At 62.1% G+C, this 18,078-nt stretch carries 17 protein-coding genes; 5 read left to right on the plus strand and 12 right to left on the minus strand.

Annotated features, from left to right (window positions below):
- Window positions 1-71: 71 nt before the first annotated feature.
- The gene (locus MON38_RS12905) at window positions 72-767 is read left to right on the plus strand and encodes a ComF family protein (RefSeq protein ID WP_241936585.1); all 696 of its coding nucleotides are present in this window, start codon (window positions 72-74) and stop codon (window positions 765-767) included.
- A 67-nt stretch (window positions 768-834) separates the two neighbouring features.
- On the opposite strand, the gene MON38_RS12910 is transcribed toward MON38_RS12905, so the two are convergent.
- The 3 genes from MON38_RS12910 to MON38_RS12920 all read right to left on the minus strand — a co-directional run bounded on the left by MON38_RS12910 (window position 835) and on the right by MON38_RS12920 (window position 4,539).
- Complete coding sequence (locus tag MON38_RS12910; protein WP_241936586.1) at window positions 835-2,103, minus strand: SUMF1/EgtB/PvdO family nonheme iron enzyme; 1,269 nt, start codon at window positions 2,101-2,103, stop codon at window positions 835-837.
- A gap of 69 nt (window positions 2,104-2,172) precedes the next feature.
- Window positions 2,173-3,234, minus strand: a complete 1,062-nt coding sequence (locus tag MON38_RS12915; protein ID WP_241936587.1) for a PorP/SprF family type IX secretion system membrane protein — start codon at window positions 3,232-3,234, stop codon at window positions 2,173-2,175.
- A gap of 87 nt (window positions 3,235-3,321) precedes the next feature.
- The gene (locus MON38_RS12920; protein WP_241936588.1) at window positions 3,322-4,539 is read right to left on the minus strand and encodes an OmpA family protein; all 1,218 of its coding nucleotides are present in this window, start codon (window positions 4,537-4,539) and stop codon (window positions 3,322-3,324) included.
- A gap of 373 nt (window positions 4,540-4,912) precedes the next feature.
- Here MON38_RS12920 and MON38_RS12925 point away from each other — a divergent pair, with 373 nt between their 5' ends.
- On the plus strand, window positions 4,913-7,951 hold the full coding sequence (locus MON38_RS12925) for an AsmA family protein (RefSeq protein ID WP_241936589.1): 3,039 nt from the start codon (window positions 4,913-4,915) through the stop codon (window positions 7,949-7,951).
- A 101-nt stretch (window positions 7,952-8,052) separates the two neighbouring features.
- The gene (locus MON38_RS12930) at window positions 8,053-8,892 is read left to right on the plus strand and encodes a DUF4382 domain-containing protein (protein ID WP_241936590.1); all 840 of its coding nucleotides are present in this window, start codon (window positions 8,053-8,055) and stop codon (window positions 8,890-8,892) included.
- A 106-nt stretch (window positions 8,893-8,998) separates the two neighbouring features.
- Here MON38_RS12930 and MON38_RS12935 read toward each other — a convergent pair whose 3' ends face one another.
- The 6 genes from MON38_RS12935 to fumC all read right to left on the minus strand — a co-directional run bounded on the left by MON38_RS12935 (window position 8,999) and on the right by fumC (window position 13,228).
- Window positions 8,999-9,523 (minus strand): gluconokinase, encoded by a 525-nt coding sequence (locus MON38_RS12935; protein ID WP_241936591.1) that lies wholly within the window; start codon window positions 9,521-9,523, stop codon window positions 8,999-9,001.
- A gap of 36 nt (window positions 9,524-9,559) precedes the next feature.
- The gene (locus MON38_RS12940) at window positions 9,560-10,051 is read right to left on the minus strand and encodes a DinB family protein (protein ID WP_241936592.1); all 492 of its coding nucleotides are present in this window, start codon (window positions 10,049-10,051) and stop codon (window positions 9,560-9,562) included.
- Between the two features lie 93 nt (window positions 10,052-10,144).
- Complete coding sequence (locus MON38_RS12945) at window positions 10,145-10,603, minus strand: DUF6970 domain-containing protein (RefSeq protein ID WP_241936593.1); 459 nt, start codon at window positions 10,601-10,603, stop codon at window positions 10,145-10,147.
- An 84-nt stretch (window positions 10,604-10,687) separates the two neighbouring features.
- Window positions 10,688-11,089, minus strand: a complete 402-nt coding sequence (locus tag MON38_RS12950) for a diacylglycerol kinase family protein (RefSeq protein ID WP_241936594.1) — start codon at window positions 11,087-11,089, stop codon at window positions 10,688-10,690.
- Window positions 11,082-11,675: a GNAT family N-acetyltransferase gene (locus MON38_RS12955; RefSeq protein WP_241936595.1), complete on the minus strand. Its 594-nt coding sequence runs from the start codon at window positions 11,673-11,675 to the stop codon at window positions 11,082-11,084. Before MON38_RS12955 ends, MON38_RS12950 begins: the two co-directional genes overlap by 8 nt.
- A 152-nt stretch (window positions 11,676-11,827) precedes the next feature.
- The gene (gene fumC / locus MON38_RS12960) at window positions 11,828-13,228 is read right to left on the minus strand and encodes a class II fumarate hydratase (RefSeq protein ID WP_241936596.1); all 1,401 of its coding nucleotides are present in this window, start codon (window positions 13,226-13,228) and stop codon (window positions 11,828-11,830) included.
- A gap of 197 nt (window positions 13,229-13,425) precedes the next feature.
- On the opposite strand from fumC, the gene MON38_RS12965 reads away from it, so the two are divergent.
- Both MON38_RS12965 and MON38_RS12970 read left to right on the plus strand, forming a co-directional pair.
- Window positions 13,426-13,800, plus strand: a complete 375-nt coding sequence (locus MON38_RS12965; protein WP_241936597.1) for a dodecin family protein — start codon at window positions 13,426-13,428, stop codon at window positions 13,798-13,800.
- A gap of 139 nt (window positions 13,801-13,939) precedes the next feature.
- Window positions 13,940-15,022 carry a proline iminopeptidase-family hydrolase gene (locus tag MON38_RS12970; RefSeq protein WP_241936598.1) on the plus strand — a complete coding sequence of 361 codons (1,083 nt, stop codon included), beginning with the start codon at window positions 13,940-13,942 and terminating at the stop codon, window positions 15,020-15,022.
- 60 nt (window positions 15,023-15,082) lie between these two features.
- Here the strand turns inward: MON38_RS12970 and MON38_RS12975 are convergent, their stop codons facing one another.
- From MON38_RS12975 to MON38_RS12985, 3 genes are all read right to left on the minus strand, one after another.
- A complete protein-coding gene (locus tag MON38_RS12975; RefSeq protein ID WP_241936599.1) occupies window positions 15,083-16,309 on the minus strand; it encodes an energy transducer TonB in 1,227 nt (408 codons plus the stop codon).
- Window positions 16,296-16,994 carry an RNA polymerase sigma factor gene (locus tag MON38_RS12980; protein WP_241936600.1) on the minus strand — a complete coding sequence of 233 codons (699 nt, stop codon included), beginning with the start codon at window positions 16,992-16,994 and terminating at the stop codon, window positions 16,296-16,298. Before MON38_RS12980 ends, MON38_RS12975 begins: the two co-directional genes overlap by 14 nt.
- Window positions 16,995-17,228: 234 nt before the next feature.
- A complete protein-coding gene (locus MON38_RS12985; RefSeq protein WP_241936601.1) occupies window positions 17,229-18,056 on the minus strand; it encodes a porin family protein in 828 nt (275 codons plus the stop codon).
- Window positions 18,057-18,078: the final 22 nt, after the last annotated feature.

The raw sequence follows: 18,078 nt of genomic DNA on the forward strand, positions 1-18,078 counted from the left end.
AGCACGATAGCAAATAATCGGCTACATTGCTTTTCCAAAATTACTCCCAAACCCTTCCCCACTCTACCGCCATGCTCCGCACGCTCTGGCAGGATTTCCTCGGCCTTATCTATCCGCGCTTGTGCCTGGCTTGCCGCGAGCCGCTCGTGACCGGCGAAAACCACCTCTGTACCGGCTGCCGCGCCGAGCTGCCTTACACCGACTACCACCGCCTGCCGCCCGACCAGAACCCGCTGGGCCGCCGCTTCTGGGGCAAGCTGCCCGTCCGCCACGCCCTGAGCTACCTGCGCTTCATTCGGCACGGCCGCGTGCAGCACCTGCTCCACGAGCTTAAATACCAGGGCCAGCGCGACGTAGGTACCGCCCTCGGCCAGCTCTACGGCACCGAGCTGCACGCCGCTGGCTTGGCCGCCGATTTCGACCTCATCGTTCCGGTGCCGCTGCACCCACGCAAGCTGGCCAAGCGCGGCTACAACCAAGCCGCCGCCTTCGCCACCGGCCTGGCCGAAGGCATGAACGTGCCCGCCGCGGCCCACACCCTGCGCCGCACCACCAACACCAAAACCCAAACCAAGAAAAACCGCGCCCAGCGCTGGGAAAACGTGGCCACGGTATTTGAAGTGGAAGACCCCGCCGCCGTTATTGGCCGCCGTGTACTTGTAGTGGATGATGTGCTGACCACCGGCGCGACGCTCGAAGCCTGCGGCGCGGCCCTGCTGGCCGCCGGCGCGGCCGAGGTGAGCATCGCCACCATTGCCTGTGCGTAGCCAGGCTGAAAAAGAAGAAGGCCACTCCTGTGCTAGGAGTGGCCTTCTTCTTTTTCAAGCAAACAGCTTACTTGTTCGAGCCAGCGTTAATCATGGCGCAACGGAAGCCGATGGTTGCCGTCGACGAGTCTTCGGCCATGAAGCGGCGGGTGCCGGGCGAGAGCCAGTAGGCCACATCGCGCCACGAACCGCCTTTGTACACGCGCACGTGGTCGTCAATCAGCGACTGGTAGCCTTTCTTGTCGTACTTGTCGGCGGGGTCAGCCACGCCGTTGCGACGGAAGGGGTTCAGGTCTTCCACGTCCTGGAACGACAGCGGGCGGTACACGTCCTGCACCCACTCGTTCACGTTGCCGGCCATGTTGTAGAGGCCGTAGTCGTTGGGTGGGTACGAGTAGATATACTCGGTAATCATAGCGCCGTCGTTCAGGCTACCGGCAATACCGGCATAGTCGCCGCGGCCACGCTTGAAGTTAGCCAGGAACTGGCCCTGCTTCTTGCCGTAGGCATTGCGGGTCGATTTACCATCCCAGGGGTAAATGCGCTTCTCCTCCTGGTTCTCGTTGCCCACTTCCTGAGTGCCCACGAGGGCCTGCGCAGCATATTCCCACTCGGCCTCGGTGGGGAGGCGGTAGTTGGGCAGCGTGTTGCCGTTTTCGATGGAAGTTTTGCTCTTGCCGTCGCCGAGTGCGCCAGCGGTGCCGGTCGTGCCTTCAGCACCTTCAGCCGCCGCTTTGGGCTTCTTTTTGAACAGGCCGGCCAAGCCGCCCGATTTGTTGTTGTCGCCCGAAGCCAGCTTCTCGTTCACCTTAGCGGTACGCCAGGTGCAGTAGTCGTCGGCCTGCAACCAGCTCACGCCCACTACCGGGAAGTAGCGGAAGCCGGGGTAGCGCAGGTAATACGTCACGTAAGGGTCGTTGAACGACAGGTCGCGTGCCCACACCGTGGTGTCGGGCAGGGCCGACTTGTAAAACTCTTCGGCCGAGTCGGTGCGGATAAAGTGCAGGTATTCGAGCCAGTGAATGTTGGCTACTTCAGCTTCGTCCATATAGAATGAGGCGATGGTCACCGTGCGCTCAATGTTGTCGTGCGACATGGTCACGTCTTCCTCCTGCGAACCCAGCACCGTGCGGCCACCTTCGATAAACACCAAACCCGGGCCTTCAGGAATCTTTTTGAAGTTAGCTACCGCCATGCCCTTCTCAGTATTGTATTCAATACCCGTCGTCGAAGAATACTTGCCCGGCTTGGAAGCAGTGGGCTGCTTGTTCTTACTACAGCCGCCCAGGGCCGTCAGGCCCATAGCTGCCAAGCACAGATAATTAATTAATTTCATAACAAAGTTAAAATGAAGATGTGTTCGGAGGGGTTAGCAAGGGCAATCAGGACACAATAGTACAAAAAATTAGAATGCGGGGCAAGGGGCTACCGGGTAAACCCGTCTTTTTAAGCGGCGATGGGCATTTTCTAAACGGTCAAAGGCGCGCAGCGATAGGGTAATTTCGTGGGCACCACCTAAATCGGCGCTCAGGCGGCTCAAGCCCACATCGTAGCTGTAGCCGAGCCGCAGGCCCCCGGCCTGCAACCCCACCACGGCCGCGAGCACGTGCTGCCGGGCAACGCTGCCAGGCAAAGAAATATTGCGGTATACGGCGCCGGCCGTGATAGGTGACGCCGTGGCGTAAAGCCCGGCCTCGGTACGGGTGGAGCCGCCCTGCCGGCTGAGGGCCGCTACGGGTGTATAGCTTAATTCGCGGGTAGCCAGCCCGGTACCAGGTTCGATGATGAAAAATTTGTAGCCGCCCGCCACGCTCAGCAGCATGGGCAGCGTGGCTTGCTGCCGGAACCCCAGGCTGGGCTGGTTGAGATGCTGGCCGGCTACACTGAGCCAGCCCCGGGCCGAATACAGCACGGCCCCGGTGCCTACACTGAAGTAGTTGGCGGGCGGAAAATCGAGGGCTTCGGCGCTGGGGCCGCGCACGCTGCCGTCTTCCGCAATCTGGTCGCCGAACACGAAATTGTCATATCCCACGCGCTGGCGGCCGTAGCTGGCGCGCAGGCCGCCGCTCAGGGCCAGGCCCGGGCGCAGGCGGGTGTGGTAGGCGTAGAGGCCACCGATTTCGAGCCGGGTGTAGCCCACGGCCCCGGTGCGGTCCTGGTTCACGAGCAGGCCGTAGGCGTGGTGCTGGCCGATGCCGTTGGGGCGCAGGTCGGCCGCCAGCTGGGTGCTGACGAATGAGCCGGCCAGCGTGGGCAGCTGGTTGCGGAAGCTCAGCGTCACGCTGTAGTCATCAACCAAGCCGGTGAAGGCGGGGTTGGAATGCAGGCGGGTAGCGTAGGGCTGCGAGAAATAGACGTCCTGCGCCCGGGCGGCCGGAGCGGCGGCCCAGCCCAGCGCCAGCACGGCGGCCACGCGCCCCGACCGGCGCGCGCATCCTCGCAAAACAGAAAGCCAAAACTCAGCCATGGGAACCCGGATAACGCCACTGCCGCGCCGATTAGTGCGCGGCAGGGCGAAGGTAGCAGCGGCTGACGACGTAGGCCGATGCAGCAGCTACTTCACCAGCACTTTCACGCTGAGGCGGCGGTTCATGGCGCGGCCTACTTCGGTGGTGTTGGGGGCGATGCCGTAGCGCGGGCCATAGCCCCGGGCATCGATGCGGGCCGGGCTGATGCCCATTTCGACCAGGCTGGCCCAGGCGGTGCGGGCGCGGGCCTCGCTCAGCATCTTGTTCACTTTGTAGGTACCGGTGCTGTCGGTGTAGCCGCCGATTTTGACGCGGGCTGTGGGATAGGCGCGCATCAGCGTGACGACATTGCGCAGCTGGCTCATCGATTCGGGCGTGAGGGTGGCTTTGCCGGTTTCGAAAAACACGCGGTCGAAGTTGTACCAGCCGCGGCTCAGGTCGAGGGTGTCGACTTGTTTGCTGGGGTCGGACAGGAAGCGGTGCAGCAGGTTTTCGGTGGAGTTGACACCCACGTTGGCAATGCTGGCCCCGCCCGGCAGCTTCAGCGTGGTGGGCGCGCCGGTGTCGTAGAGGTAGTTGCCGCTTTTGGCATCGTAGTGGCCCGGCACAATAAAATCTTGTGCCGGCGGCGTGATGCGGCGGGGCTGGTTGCGGGGGCCGCCGGTGCGGTAGGGGCTGCGGGCCGCGGTGGGCGTAACAGCGGTGGCGGCTGGCGGGGCTGGTGCAGCAGCAACCAGCGCAGGAGCCACGGTAGCAGTGGCCGGGCCGGCCGCAGGTGCCGATGCGGGCGAGGAAATAATTTGCGGCACGGGCTGGTAGCGCCGGCTGCTGGTAATGGGGGCCTGCCCGCTGGGCGCCGTGTTGGCCGCAAACAGCACCGGGCCGCCCACTTCACTCTCGGGGGCGAGGCGCTCGGCCGGGGCGCTGGCAGTGGCAGTGGTGCGGCCGGCCCGGCCTTTTTCCGTCGAGCCCAGCCGCGACAGGGTCACGCTGAAGTTGGCGGTTTTGCCGTTTTCCAGGAAAATGCTTTCTACCGTCTGGGAACGATAGCCGCCCTCGCCAATCTGCATCAGGTAGGGGCCGCCGGCGGGCAGGTTGGTTACCACGAAGCGGCCGGTGCTGCCGGAAGCCGCCGAATAGCGCTTGCCCGACGGCACGTGAATCACCGTGACGGCGGCGCCGGATAGCGCTTGCTGGGCTTCGGTCTGGACGTTGCCGGTGAGGCTGAGCGGAGTTGTCTGGGCCTGGCCGGATTGGGCGGCCAGGGTGAGCAACGCAAGCAGCAGGAAGGAAATACGCTTCATGACAATAAGAGTGCAGAAAATAGGATAGCAACCAAGACGAAAAACCGGTTAGCGGGAATAAGTGGCAACCGGCGGTCAACGCAATGTGGCTCAAATATAACGCAAAATACTTGTTATGAAAATTCAATAAATTTTTGTGATTTATTGAATACGCGTAATTGGCTTTTGCCAAGTGAGCAGTACCCGCAACGGAGCCCGAAATGGCCCGGGAGCGACTTTAGCGGCTATAAATGTTGAGTGTGCTCGGGCAGTGAATGCAACGGAATGGGGTTTTGGGCAGTTCTACCCTTCGCATGTAGTATTGGCAGGGTAGTGAGGCGGGCCTTGGGCCGGGCCGGCTACTTTTACTTTGAAACTGATAAGAACCTGAATTATGCGGAAAATACTGTTGGGTGCGGCGACCGTGATTATCGTGCTGCTGCTGGCGGCCGTAGCGGCCCCGTTCCTGTTCAAAGACAAGCTGCGGGCGCTGGCCGACAAGCAGATTGCCCAGCGCGTGCGGGCCAAGGTGCTGTACAACCCGGCCGATATCGACGTGAGCATTCTGCACTCCTTTCCGGATTTGACCCTGGATATCAAGAACCTGCGGGTGATTGGGCTCGACTCGTTCAGCCGCGACACGCTGGCCTACCTGCCCAACCTGCGCGTGGGGCTCGATGTGATGACAGTCATCAAAGGCCAGGAAATCAAGATTAACACCGTGGAGCTGGAGCGGCCCGACCTGAGCCTGCGCCGCCTGAAAAGCGGCCGCGCCAACTGGGACGTGGTGATTTCGGACTCGGCGGCCGCCGCCAAGGGCCAGGATACCAGTCAGGTGAGCCTGGCTATCAAGGGCTGGAAGCTGAACGACGGCCATCTGCGCTACGAGGACCTGACGCTGCCCTTTCGGATGGAGGCGCGCGGGGTGAACCACAGCGGTAGCGGCGACTTCGCCCGCAACGTGTTCGATTTGACCTCGAAAACGACGGCCACCGACCTCGACATGAGCTACAACAACGTGGCCTACGTGACCGACAAGCAGCTCGACGCCGACGTGACCATGCAGATGGACCTGGGCAAAAACCTTTACACTTTCAAGGATAACAAATTTAAGCTGAACGATTTTCCGTTCAGCTTCGCGGGCGTTATCGGCCTGCCCAACGCTACGGACATTACTTACGACGTGACCTTCAAGGCGCTGGAAACGGATTTCAAAACCCTGCTGAGCCTAGTGCCGGGCGTGTTTACTGAGAAGTTCAAGAACATTGAAACCAGCGGCAAGGTGGCGTTTGATGGCTACGCCAAGGGCACGCAGACGGACACGCAGCTGCCCGGCTACGGCGTGAACCTGACCGTGACCAACGGCCAGTTCAAGTACCCCGAGCTGCCCCGCGCGGCCAAGAACATCAACCTGAAAATGCAGGTGAGCAACCCCACGGGCGTCACGAACGACGTGAAAGTCAACATTCCGCAGTTTCACCTCGACCTCGGCCCCGACCCGGTAGACGGCAACATCGCCATCGACGGCCTGAACCCGATGAAGGTGAACGGCCGCGTGAAAGCCAACGTGAACCTGGAAGAAGCCCTGAAAGTGTATCCGGTGAAGGACCTGGCCATGCGCGGGCAGTTTTTCGTGGACGGCACCGCCAAGGGCGTGTATTCGAAAACGCAGATGCCAGTGGTGAATGCGGCCATCCGACTGGCCAACGGCTACGTGAAATCGGCCAAATTCCCGGCCCCGATTGAGAACATCAACCTAAGCGGCACGGTGGTGAACACGACCGGGCAGGTGAACGACACGCAGATAAACCTGCCGCAGTTTAAGATGGTCCTGGAAGGCGAGCCGCTGGAAGGCCGCCTGAGCGCGCACAACATCGATAAGCCGGTGTTCGATACCAATGTGCGCGGCACGGTGGATTTAACCAAAATCACGAAGATTTTCCCGCTGCAGGGCATGACCGTGACGGGCCGCGTGGCCGGCGACATTGCCGCCAAAGGCAACATGGCCGACGTGGAAGCCGGCCGCTACCAGAATGTGGTGGCCAGCGGCACCGTGAAGGCCACCAACGTGACCTACAAGAGCAAGGACCTGCCGCAGGGCGTAAAAATCAGCAGCGGCACCGCTACTTTCAACAACAACCAGATTGCGCTGCAAAGCCTGAACGGCGTGGCCGGCAGCTCCGATTTCGCGGCCTCGGGCACCATTAGCAACTATTTGGGCTATTTGTTCACGCCGGGACAGTCGCTGAAAGGAAATTTGACGGTGAACTCGCGCAATTTCAACGTGAACGAGTGGATGGTGGACGAGGTATCGGCTAAGCCTACGGTGGCCACTACCGGCGGTAAGGCTCCGGCCAAAGCCGAGGGCGTGCTCCAGATTCCGAAGTTCTTTGACCTCGTGCTGAATAGCCACGTGGATAACGTGACCTACGATAACCTGAAGCTGAGCAACGCCCAGGGCGTGGTGACGGTGAACGACCAGACGGCCACGCTCAAAAACCTCACGTTCAATACACTGGGCGCTACTTTTGGCACTACGGGCAGCTACAGCAGCAAGAACCTGGCGCACCCGAAATTTAACTTCGGGCTGAATATCAAGGATTTGAATTTCCAGAAGGCGTTTGCGGCCTTCAATACCATTAAGACGCTGGTGCCGCTGGCCAGCCAGGTAGAGGGCGTGTTTGGCACCAACTTTAGCGTGAGCGGCGAGATGGGGCCCGACATGTTCCCGAACCTGGCCACGCTCTCAGGCAGGGGCCTGTTTGACGTGGTACGGGCGGCCGTGGGGCAGTCGGAGGCGCTGACCAAAATTGCCAGCCTGACCACACTGCCCGATTTGAAGAACTTCGTGGTGATTAACAAGAAGATTCAGGCCAACATCGTGAACGGCAACCTCGTGGTGCAGCCGTTCGATTTGCAGATTGGTGACATTAAAATGACGCTGGGCGGGCAGAACAGCCTGACCGGGGCGCTGGCTTACGTCACGGCCATCAACACGCCCACCGGCAAGCTGGGCAACGCCCTCAATAGCCAGCTCACCAAGCTCACGGGCGTGCAGAACATCCAGGGCACCGACCGGGTGACGCTGGGCCTCGACATTGGCGGCACGGTGAAGGCCCCGATTGTGAAGCTGACCAGCGGCAGCATGAAGGCCCAGGGCCAGACGCTGGTGAAGAACGTGGCCAAGCAAAAGGCGCTCGACCTGCTCGGGGTGAAGCCCCGCGCCATCAGCAAGGAAGACAGCATCCGCCGGGCGGGCCAGACGGCCGAGGAAGCCGCCGCCCAGGCCGAACTCGACAAAAAGCAGCAGAAGATTGATGCGGCCAACAAGGCGAAGGAGCAGTTGGCGAAGGGCTTCAACAGCCTTTTCAACAAGCCAAAACCCAAGCCGAAACCGGTTGACCCCGAGCCTGCCGACTCAACCAAAAAATAGGCAGCGGGCAACTTTGGCAGTGTTATTGAAGTAAGCCGCTCTGCTACCGCATTGGTAGCGAATAAGTTGCATTTATTCAATAACTGATTAACTCCCACCCTATGAAAATCACCCGTCTGCTGCCCCTGGCGGCTGTGGCCCTGCTGGGCCTGGCCGGCTGCTCGAAATCTGACGATGCCGCGAATACGTCCAAGCTCGAAGTGCGGCTGATGGATGCGCCCGGCGACTTTCAAAGTGTGGTGCTGGATGTGCGCCAGATTGAAGTGCACCTGAAGGACGAGGGCGACCCGGACGGCTGGAAAACGCTGAACTTCAGCCCGCAGGTCATCAACGTGCTCGAGTATGTGAACGGCCGCTCGGCCTTGCTGGTGAGCGATGATTTCGCCCCTGGCGACCTCAAGGAAATTCGCCTCATCCTCGGGCCCAACAGCTACGTGGTGGGCCGCGACGGCCAGCAGTACGACCTGAAAACGCCCAGCGGCCAGACCTCGGGCGTGAAGCTGAAGCTGGAAAAAGCTACCCTGAAGCAGCGCGAAACCTTCCAGCTGCTACTTGATTTCGACGTGGCCAAGTCCATTGTGGAGCGCGGCAACTGGAAGCCCGGCAACGACAAAAAGGAGCGGTATCTGCTCAAGCCCGTCATTCGGGTAGTGGCGCAGGACTTGCGTGGCGGCATCGTGGGTACGGTGAGCCCGGCGGCGGCCCGTCCTCAGATTCTGGCCATCCGCAGCAGCATTCTGGGCCCCGATACGGTGAGCACCTCGGCCGATGCCTCGGGCGCTTACCAGATTGGCGGCCTGCCAGCCGGTACCTACCGCGTCGAGTATTATCCCAGCGCCACGTCACCCGCAAATCAGCCAGCCTACCGCAACGTCATCCGCACCGGCATCACGGTGGTGAACGAGCAGATGACGCCGCTGGGCAATACCAGCCTCAACTAGACCCACGGATTGACGCGGATTTCGCGGATTTTGTAGTCGGATTCAACGAAAAAAGGCTGCCCATTCGGACAGCCTTTTTTCGTTGGCGAAAACGCCATTTGGTGGTCTAAGCAGCCTTTACGGCCGGCTTGGTACCGAATGCAGCGTTCTGCGCTTTTGCATCCACAATTTGCTGCACCAGCTCCTCCGGCGTGGCCGTGATGGACAGGGTGAGGGCATAGGCTGGGCGCTCCAGCGTGGCCAGCTGCGAAGCCAGCATGTCGGCGTGCATATAGTGGCCTTTGCGGCTGCCCATGCGCTCGAGCAGCAGCTCACGCGGGCCATCGAGGAATATCCAATGGATGGGGCTGTGCACACCGCTTTGCAGGGTGGTACGGTATGTTTCCTTCAGGGCCGAGCAAGCCAGAATGGCCCCACCGGCGGCTTCCCACTCGCCCAGCTTGGTGGCCAGGGTGGCCAGCCAGTCGCGCCGGTCGTCGTCGGTGAGGGGCGTGCCGTGGCTCATCTTGTCGATGTTGGCGGCCGAGTGGAAGGCATCACCGTCGTAGAACGGCAGGCCCAGGCGCGGGGCCAGCTGCTCGCCCACCGTGCTTTTGCCGCAGCCCGAAACACCCATCACAATGCAAACCATACGCGTAGCTGGAATTGAAAAAAAGGAGCCGGCGGCTTACAACTGTGGTTCGACCTGTCCGGTCATTTCGCGGCAGTAAGTAATGAAGTCGGAGTTGACGGGCTCCAGGCCGCCCTCGCGCATCTTGGTGGCTACTTGGCCGCGGTGGTAGGTAGCGTGCGTCACGGCGTGGGTGAGAATGTCGCTCACCTGCGAGTCGAAGGCATCGCCCTGCGAGTTGGTGTACTGAATGTGACGGGTGAGCTCGGCCTCGTCGGTGGTTTCGCAGAGCTCGCGCAGGCGCTCCGACGACTGCTCGTGCCAGTGGTGAATGCCGGCCAAATCGTGCTCCTGCCACACTTTCACCGGGCTTTGCGTGCCGGTGATGCGGGCAATCCATATGCACTGGGCATTGATGAGGTGGCTGAACAGGCGCAGAGCAGGCTGAGGAGCTTCTTTGCCCGCTGCCACCGACGAATCGAGGCGGCGTAGCAGGGTTTCGTTGGCCCAGACGTTGAACGCGCCGAGCTTGGCAATGGTGTTAATCATGTCTAATTATGAATTATGAGTTATGAATTATGAGTTCAAACCACAACTTGCCCACGTGGCAACTCATAATTCATAACTCATAATTCATAATTCTTATCGTGGGTCTTGCCAGACCACTTTTTCGTTGGATTTGCGTTTTTCGAAGTCAGCACATTGGCCGTCGCCTTTGCCCGTGATGCCACCGTCGGGGTGGCAGATGAGCTTGCCTCGGGTATCGAATACTTCGGAATACTGGTCGCAGCACGGGGCCGAAATGTAATACACCGTTTGGCCGTTGTACTGGTAGCGCATAATGCGCGTGATGGGGTTGCGCTTGCGCTCGGCCAGCACCGCCGCGATGCGCGCCTTTAGCCACTGCGGGCGGGCGGTGGTGTCGGATTCGGGCACGTAGCGGTTCACGGGGTCGACGGTGTTGGTGCTGGTGGGAGCGGGGGTGTCGGTGCCCGATACGCTGCCGCTGGGCGGCGGGGTGGTGGGCGTGGTCACGCTCACCTGCTGGTGGGCGCAGGCCGAGGTGATGAGCAAAGCTGCGGCAATGGAAAACAGGCGCATAGGTTCAAAGGAAAAAAGTCCCGGCAAGCGAGAGTCCGGCTTAGGGTACGCCCGGCGCGGGCAATGGTTGAGGTAAGGCCGGAATCAGACCGAAAACAGGTGCGGGCCAAACACCAGCGCCCCGACCGCCACGGCCCCAGCGGCGGCCAGCAGCACGGCCCCGGCCGCTACGTCCTTGGCCTTGCCCGCCAGCGGGTGAAAGTCGGGCGAGGCCAAATCGGTCAGCGCTTCGATGGCGGTGTTTAGCAATTCGGCCGTCCATACGCCGGCCACGGCCAGCGCCACCAGCGCCCATTCCAGCCGGCCGAGGCGGTAGTAAAAGCCCAGGCCCAGCACCAGCACCGTAGCCAGCGCGTGAAAGCGCAGGTGAATTTCCGAGCGCAGCGCGCTCCACACGCCACGGCCGGCGTGGCCGAAGCTGGCCACGCGCCGCCGCCACAGGCCGTCGGGCGGGCGCAGCTGGTTGGGTTCGTCGGGCTTAGCCACGAACTTCAAACTTCTGAAACACCGACTGCCGCAGCGCCGGCCACTCGGGCCGGATGATGCTGAAAATAACAGTGTCGCGCCGGATGCCGCCCTGCGTGGGGCGGTGGCTGCGCAGCAGGCCCTCCTCGGTGGCACCCATGCGGGCCATAGCCGTGCGCGACTTGTGGTTGCGCGAGTCGGTTTCGAGCTCTACCCGCTCGCAGTTCAACGCCCCGAAGGCGTGGCTGAGCAGCAGGTGCTTGCAGGCCCGGTTCAGCCCCGAGCGCTGAAACTTGGTGCCCACCCAGGTGTAGCCGATGCTCAGGCTTTGGTTGGACTCGCTCACGTTGTAGTAGCTGGTGCTGCCGGCCAACTCGCCGGTTTCGCGGTCGATGATGGCAAACGGGTAGCGCAGGCCCTGCTCGCGGCCCTCGATGGCTTGGCGCAGGTAGGCCGCCAGGCTCACCGCGTCGTCGCCCCGCGTGAGGGTGTATTTCCAGATATCAGCGTCCATCGCCACCGCTTTCAGGGCCTCGAAGTCGGTGAGCTCCAGCGGGCGCAGGCGAGCGCGGCGGTTTTCGAGAACAATGGGAGCGGAGAAGTCCATAGGCGTGCAAAGATGCTGGGGAAAAAGGAAAGCTATTATAAAACCTCATGCAGAGCGCAGCGAAGCATCTTTACCGCAATAGTAAATTCAATTACTGCTGCGGTAAAGATGCTTCGCTGCGCTCTGCATGACGGCCTGGAGCCGCTGACGGTCTATTTAATCTCGCCCACCATTTCCTCCGGCTTCATCCACTCGTCAAACTCGTCGGCGGTCACGTAGCCGAGCTTGATGGCGGTTTCCTTCAGGGTCGAGCCGTTTTTGTGGGCCGTCTGGGCAATTTCGGCGGCTTTGTAGTAGCCAATGTGCGGGTTGAGGGCCGTCACGAGCATCAGCGACGAGTCAACGTGCTTTTTGATGTTGGCTTTAATGGGCTCGATGCCCACGGCACACTTATCGGTGAAGCTCACGCACACGTCGCCGATGAGGCGGGCCGAGTGCAGGAAGTTGTAAATCATCACCGGCTTGAACACGTTCAGTTCGAAGTGGCCCATCGAGCCGCCCACCGTGATGGCCACGTCGTTGCCCATCACCTGGGCGGCCACCATCGTCATGGCCTCGCACTGCGTGGGGTTCACCTTGCCGGGCATGATGCTGGAGCCAGGCTCGTTGTCGGGAATATCAATCTCGCCGATGCCAGCGCGCGGGCCCGAGCTGAGCATGCGGATGTCGTTGGCAATTTTCATCAGGCTCACGGCCACGGTTTTGAGGGCGCCGTGGGCTTCCACGATGGCATCGTGGGCGGCCAGGGCTTCAAACTTATTTTCGGCCGTGACGAAAGGCAGGCCGGTGAGGTCGGCAATGTGCTTGGCCACGTTCACCGCGTACTTCGGCGGGGTGTTGATGCCCGTGCCCACGGCCGTGCCGCCCAGCGCCAGCTCGCTCAGGTGGGCCAGCGTGTTCTTGATGGCCTTCAGGCCGTGGTCGAGCTGGCTCACGTAGCCCGAAAACTCCTGGCCCAGCGTGAGCGGCGTGGCATCCATGAAATGGGTGCGGCCGATTTTCACGATGTGCATGAAGTCTTTCGACTTGGCTTTCAGCGCGTCGCGCAGCTTCTCGATGCCGGGGATGGTGGTTTCGACCAGGATTTTGTAGGCCGCGATGTGCATGGCCGTCGGGAACGTGTCGTTCGAGCTCTGGCTCTTGTTCACGTCGTCGTTGGGGGCCAGGGCCTTCTTCTCGTCGGTGAGTTGGCCGCCGCTCAGCACGTGGCCGCGGTAGGCAATCACCTCATTCACATTCATGTTGCTCTGGGTGCCCGAGCCGGTTTGCCACACCACCAGCGGGAACGAGTCGGCGAGCTTGCCGGCCAGAATCTCGTCGGCTACCTGGCCGATGAGGTCGGCTTTCTCGGCCGAGAGTACGCCCGCGTCGCGGTTGGTGAAAGCGGCGGCTTTCTTCAGGTAAGCGAAGGCGGCGATGATTTCCTTGGGCATCCGGTTGATGTCCTGCGCGATGGGGAAGTTCTCGATGCTGCGCTGGGTTTGGGCGCCCCAGTAGGCGGTGGCGGGCACCTGCACGGTGCCCATGGTGTCCTTTTCGGTGCGGAAAGCCATTTTTTCTTGCTGTGAAAATGGGAGAATGTAGAGAGAACAGAATTGGGTGGGAACAGGCCACAAAAGTACGTCGCGCCGGAAACCCGCCGGTCGTCGCGTCCGGAATGGCCGAAAAACGACTTCCCGCGTACACCGGCCCAGAAATCAGCGGGACATTCTCCCATTCTCACCTCTTCCCATTTTCACATCCAATAAAAATGTCCTCCCTCAAGCAAGTCATTGAAATCCTGGCCTCGTCGGATAAAAGCTTCGAAGACGCCCTGCAAAAAGCCCTGGCCGAAGTCAGCAAGTCCATTCCCAACATCACCTCGCTCTACGTGAAGGACCAGAGCTGCAAGGTGCGCAACAACCGCATCGTGGAGTACCGCGTCACGGCCAAAGTGAGCTTCGGCACGCCCACCGAGCCGCTCGATATGTCGGAAATCGACCGCACGTTCAACGAAGCCCCCGAGTTGGCCGGCAACGGTGCGCCCGACTACAGCGACGTGGATTTCCATGCCAAACCCGGCCTCGACGTGCAGCCCGGCGGCAGCGCGACCGAGCCCGAGAGCGGCGGCGGCTACAGCGGCTAGTTAAGTAGCTTAAGGTTTGGTTTCGGCCGCGCCAGCTGGTTCTTCGGGACCGGGTGGCGCGGCTTTTTTGCGCCACGTGGCTACCTTGCCCGGGTAAGGACTGGCGCATGCTGCGACGTTTCCTAAACTCGGGTTTGTTATGAAAATTTTCTCCGCTATTCGCCTGACCGCCACGCTGACCGTGGGTGCGCTGCTGGCTACCGCTTGCAACCAGCCCACCGCCACTTCCGAAGCTCCGGCTTCTACGGCTTCGGGCACGCTGGCTGGCTACTTCGACAACCCCGAAACCGGCGTGCAGGACGGCAACGTGCGGGTTATTCCCATCAGCACACCCAAGGGCAAGTTTAACGTCTGGACCAAACAGTACGGCAACAACCCCAAAATCAAGGTGCTGCTGCTCAATGGCGGACCGGGCGCCACGCACGAGTATTTCGAGTGCTTCGAGAACTTCCTGCCCAAGGAAGGTATCGAATTCATTTACTACGACCAGCTGGGCTGCGGCAATTCGGATAACCCGAAAGACACTTCCATGTGGAGCTTGCCGCGCTACGTGGAAGAAGTGGAGCAGGTACGCCAGGCGCTAAAGTTGGATAGCTCGAATTTCTATTTGCTGGGCCACAGCTGGGGCGGCATCCTGGCCGCCGAGTACGCCTTCAAATACCAAGAGCACCTCAAGGGCCTCATTATTTCGAACATGATGATGAGCTGCCCCGACTACGGCAAGTACGCCGACGAAGTGCTGGCCAAGCAGATGAAGCCCGAGGTGCTGGCCGAAATCCGGAAAATTGAAGCCGCTAAGGATTTCAGCAACCCGCGCTACATGGGTTTGCTCGAACCTAATTTCTACGCCGAGCACCTGTGCCGCATCGTGCCCAACCCCGAGCCCGTGACCCGCGCCATGAGCAAGATTAACCAGTCGTTGTACGTGACGATGCAGGGGCCCAGCGAGTTCGGCATTTCGGGCAAGCTGGTGAACTGGAACCGGGTGCCCGACCTGCCCCAGCTACGCGTGCCCGTGCTCAGCATCGGCGGCAAGTACGACACCATGGACCCCGCCCACATGCGCATGATTGCCACCAAGGTGCAGCGCGGCAACTCGCTCATCTGCCCCCAGGGCAGCCACATGAGCATGTACGACGACCAACAAACCTACTTCAAAGGCCTGCTCACCTTCCTGAAGTCGGTAGATGCCGGTACCGTGAAGCCTGGCGCTGAGCTGTAGCGCGGACTTTTAATCCGTGAGTCGTTCGGTTTGCTCGCGGACTAAAAGTCCGCCCTACACTCAAAACGATACCGTCACTTCCATGGGCAAAGCGGCGCGGCGGCCACCGGCAATGCCGGGCCGCCAGGCGGGCCCTTCGCAAATCATGCGCAAGGCTTCGTCGTCGTAGTCGGCGCGCATGCCGCGCACTACCCGCAGGTTGCTCAGCTTGCCATCGGCTTCTACCACGAAACGCAGCCGAACTATCCCATTCATTGGCTTAGCTCCGTCTTCGAGCTCAAATTCGGCCGCCTCGCGGCGCAGGTATTCGCGGAAAGCCGGCGTGCCTGCCATGGGGGCTGGAGCAATGGCAATGGCGGCGGGCATGGGCTTGTCGCGCACCAGGGCATTGCTTTCGAAAGCCATGTTCTTATTGAATGAGTTGCTGGCAGCTGTCCCGGCCGTCGCGGCAACGGAATCGGTGGCCGCCTTCCTGGGGTGGGCGGCCGGGCGAGGCGCCGCCGCTACTACTGCGCTGGGCGCGGCAGCCGGTTCTTCAGCGGCTATGCTGGTGGCCGGCTCGCCGGCTGATGCTGGGGAAACCGCACGATTAGCCAAGACGCTGGCTTCGGTAGCTACAGGAGCGGTTTGGATGGCGGAAGCATTGTCGGCAGCAGACTTGACATCGTATTCGGCGTCAGCCGCCGAAGCTGGCAGGGGAACAATGCGCCCCCGAGCAGTGCGCCTGCGGGCGCGCACCGCGGCATAATCCGCTGGCCGGGCAGAAGCTGCCGCAGGAGTCTCAGTAGCAGCCTGGGGCAGCGAAGCGGTGGCCGGGGCGGTGGCCGGCGGCTCCGTTGCAGGCGCAGCTGCGGTGGCTGGAGCGGGCGCTGCAGCAATGGGCGCTGCCGTTGGGCGGGGCGTGGTGGTGGCAACGCTGGTTGCCGGCTGCTGGTGCTCCCAGCCCCACAGGCCGGCCCCCACGGCGCCCAGCAGGGCCACGCCAGCGGCCAGGCGGGGCCACAGCGGGCGGCTGGCGGGCAGCAGTACCGGCTCGGCCAGGTCGTCGGCCACGCGGGTTTGCAGGCGGGCGCGCAGGCTGGCCAGGGCCTGGTCGGTGGTGGCGACGTCGCTCATCGAAAAGCCCTCCAGCAGCTCGGCGCAGCGCTCGCAGTCGAGGGCGTGGGCTTCGATGCGGTGCTCGTCGGCCGGGTTCAGGGTGCCGGCCGCGTAGGCGCGCAGCTCGGCCGTGGCCGGGTGGGGGCCAGGAGCGGGCAGCGAAGCAAAAGGCGAATCAGCGGGCAGCATGCAGGGGCGGGTTTTCGGAAGCGGGCAGCGGGTTTCGGACGGCGGCGGCGGGTTTGGGTTTGGGCGTTTCGGGCGGTTCGAGCTGGCGGCGGAGCATGCGCTTGCCGTTTTGCAGGTGGCTGCGCACCAGGTTCAGGTCGAGGCCGGTGGCGGTGGCGATTTCGCGGTAGCTTTTCTTTTCGAGGTAAAACAGTTCGAGGCAGCGGCGCTGGGCCGGGGGCAACTGGGCCAATGCGGCTTCTACGGTTTGCAGGCGCTGCTCGGCCTCTTCGGCTTCGTTGGCGGCGGCGCTGACATCGGGCAGATGCCGGGCGGCGGCCGATTCCACATCGGCCGCATCGGGAAAGCTGAGAATGAGCGGCCCGGCGCTGGGGCCGGCGCGCTTGCGGGCGCGCAGCTGCATCAGGCAGTGGTTGCGGGCGGTGGTGTGCAGCCAGGCCGGAAAATTGTCGGGCGCGTGGGTGCGCAACACTTTCACCAAGTGCTCAAACAGTTGCATGGCGGCATCCTGGGCGTCCTCATCGGGCGGGCCCAGGTAGCGGCGGCACACGGCAAAGGCCTCGGGCAGGTAGCGGTCGTAGAGGCGGCCGAGGTCGGCCACGTCGCCGTGCGCGCGGTAGCGGGCCAGCAGCTCCTGGTCGGAGAGCGGCGCGGCGGCGGCGGACGGCGAGCGGCGGAAGAACATGACGCTGGGAAGTTAGGGCCGACCGGCGGGATTGCGGGCGTCGGGCGCGGAAAATGCAGACCCGCCATCAGCCAAAAAGGCCCCACCGCGATAACGGTGAGGCCTTTTGCTAATTCGGAAGAGAATAACTGCCCACTCAATCAGGCCACGCGAATCGAAAAATAAACGGACCGATAACCGGCCATAATAGCCTGCCGGGGCGTTGCAGCGCCCCGGCGCTCACTGGGTGAGAAGTTAAAAAGCGTAGCTCAGGCCCACTTTAGCCACGCGGTTGTAGGCCTTAAAGCGGTTGTTGGCGTCGAGCGAGGTAAGGCCGTAATCGTAGCCGGCGCTCAGGCCCAAGCCGTTGTCGAACTGGTAGCCCAGGCCACCCACGGCGGCAAAGTCAACCTTGCGCAGCTGGTCGGCCACGTCGAAATCTTCCTTGTAAGCCGAGAAGCCGAGCACGCTGGCATCAACCCGCGCCTTGCCGCTCACCAGAAACGATGCCTGCGGGCCGGCATAGAGGTAGAGGCCCGGCGTGAGGTACACCTTGGCCAGCACCGGCACATCCACATAAGCCAGGCGGGCGGTGCCGGTTACGTTGGCGTTCAGGAAATCGAGGGCCGGGAAGGGCAGCGTGCCTTTCAGCACCGCGCCTTTTTCGGCGTAGGTAATGCCGGGCTCGATGGCGAAGCCGGGGCCCAGTGGCAGCGTGGCAAACACACCGGCATAGAAGCCCGGGCGCATCTGCTTGGTAATGGTACCATCGGGAGCGTAGCCGGCCAGGGTGGTGAAGCTCTGCACGGCATCGCCCTGCAAATCAGCCACGTTCAGGCCGGCCCGGAAGCCGAAGCGCACGCCGCTGGTGCCGGAGTTGCTGTTGGCAGACGAATAGGTAGCCTGCTGACGGGCCGGACTGGCGGCGCGACGAGTGCTTTGCGAGCCCATCGGGCGGGGCGAAGGCGCGGCTTTGGGGTTGCCGTAGGCATCGCGGGCACCTTGGGCCGAAGCCGTGGAGAAAGCAGCGGAAGCGAACAGGCAAGCCACGGCCAGGCCGCCCGAAAGGCGTGAAATTTTCATAACCAGAATTGGTTGGATGGAG

This window comes from Hymenobacter cyanobacteriorum (assembly GCF_022631375.1).
In the GTDB taxonomy this organism is placed as follows: Bacteria; Bacteroidota; Bacteroidia; order Cytophagales; family Hymenobacteraceae; genus Hymenobacter; species Hymenobacter cyanobacteriorum.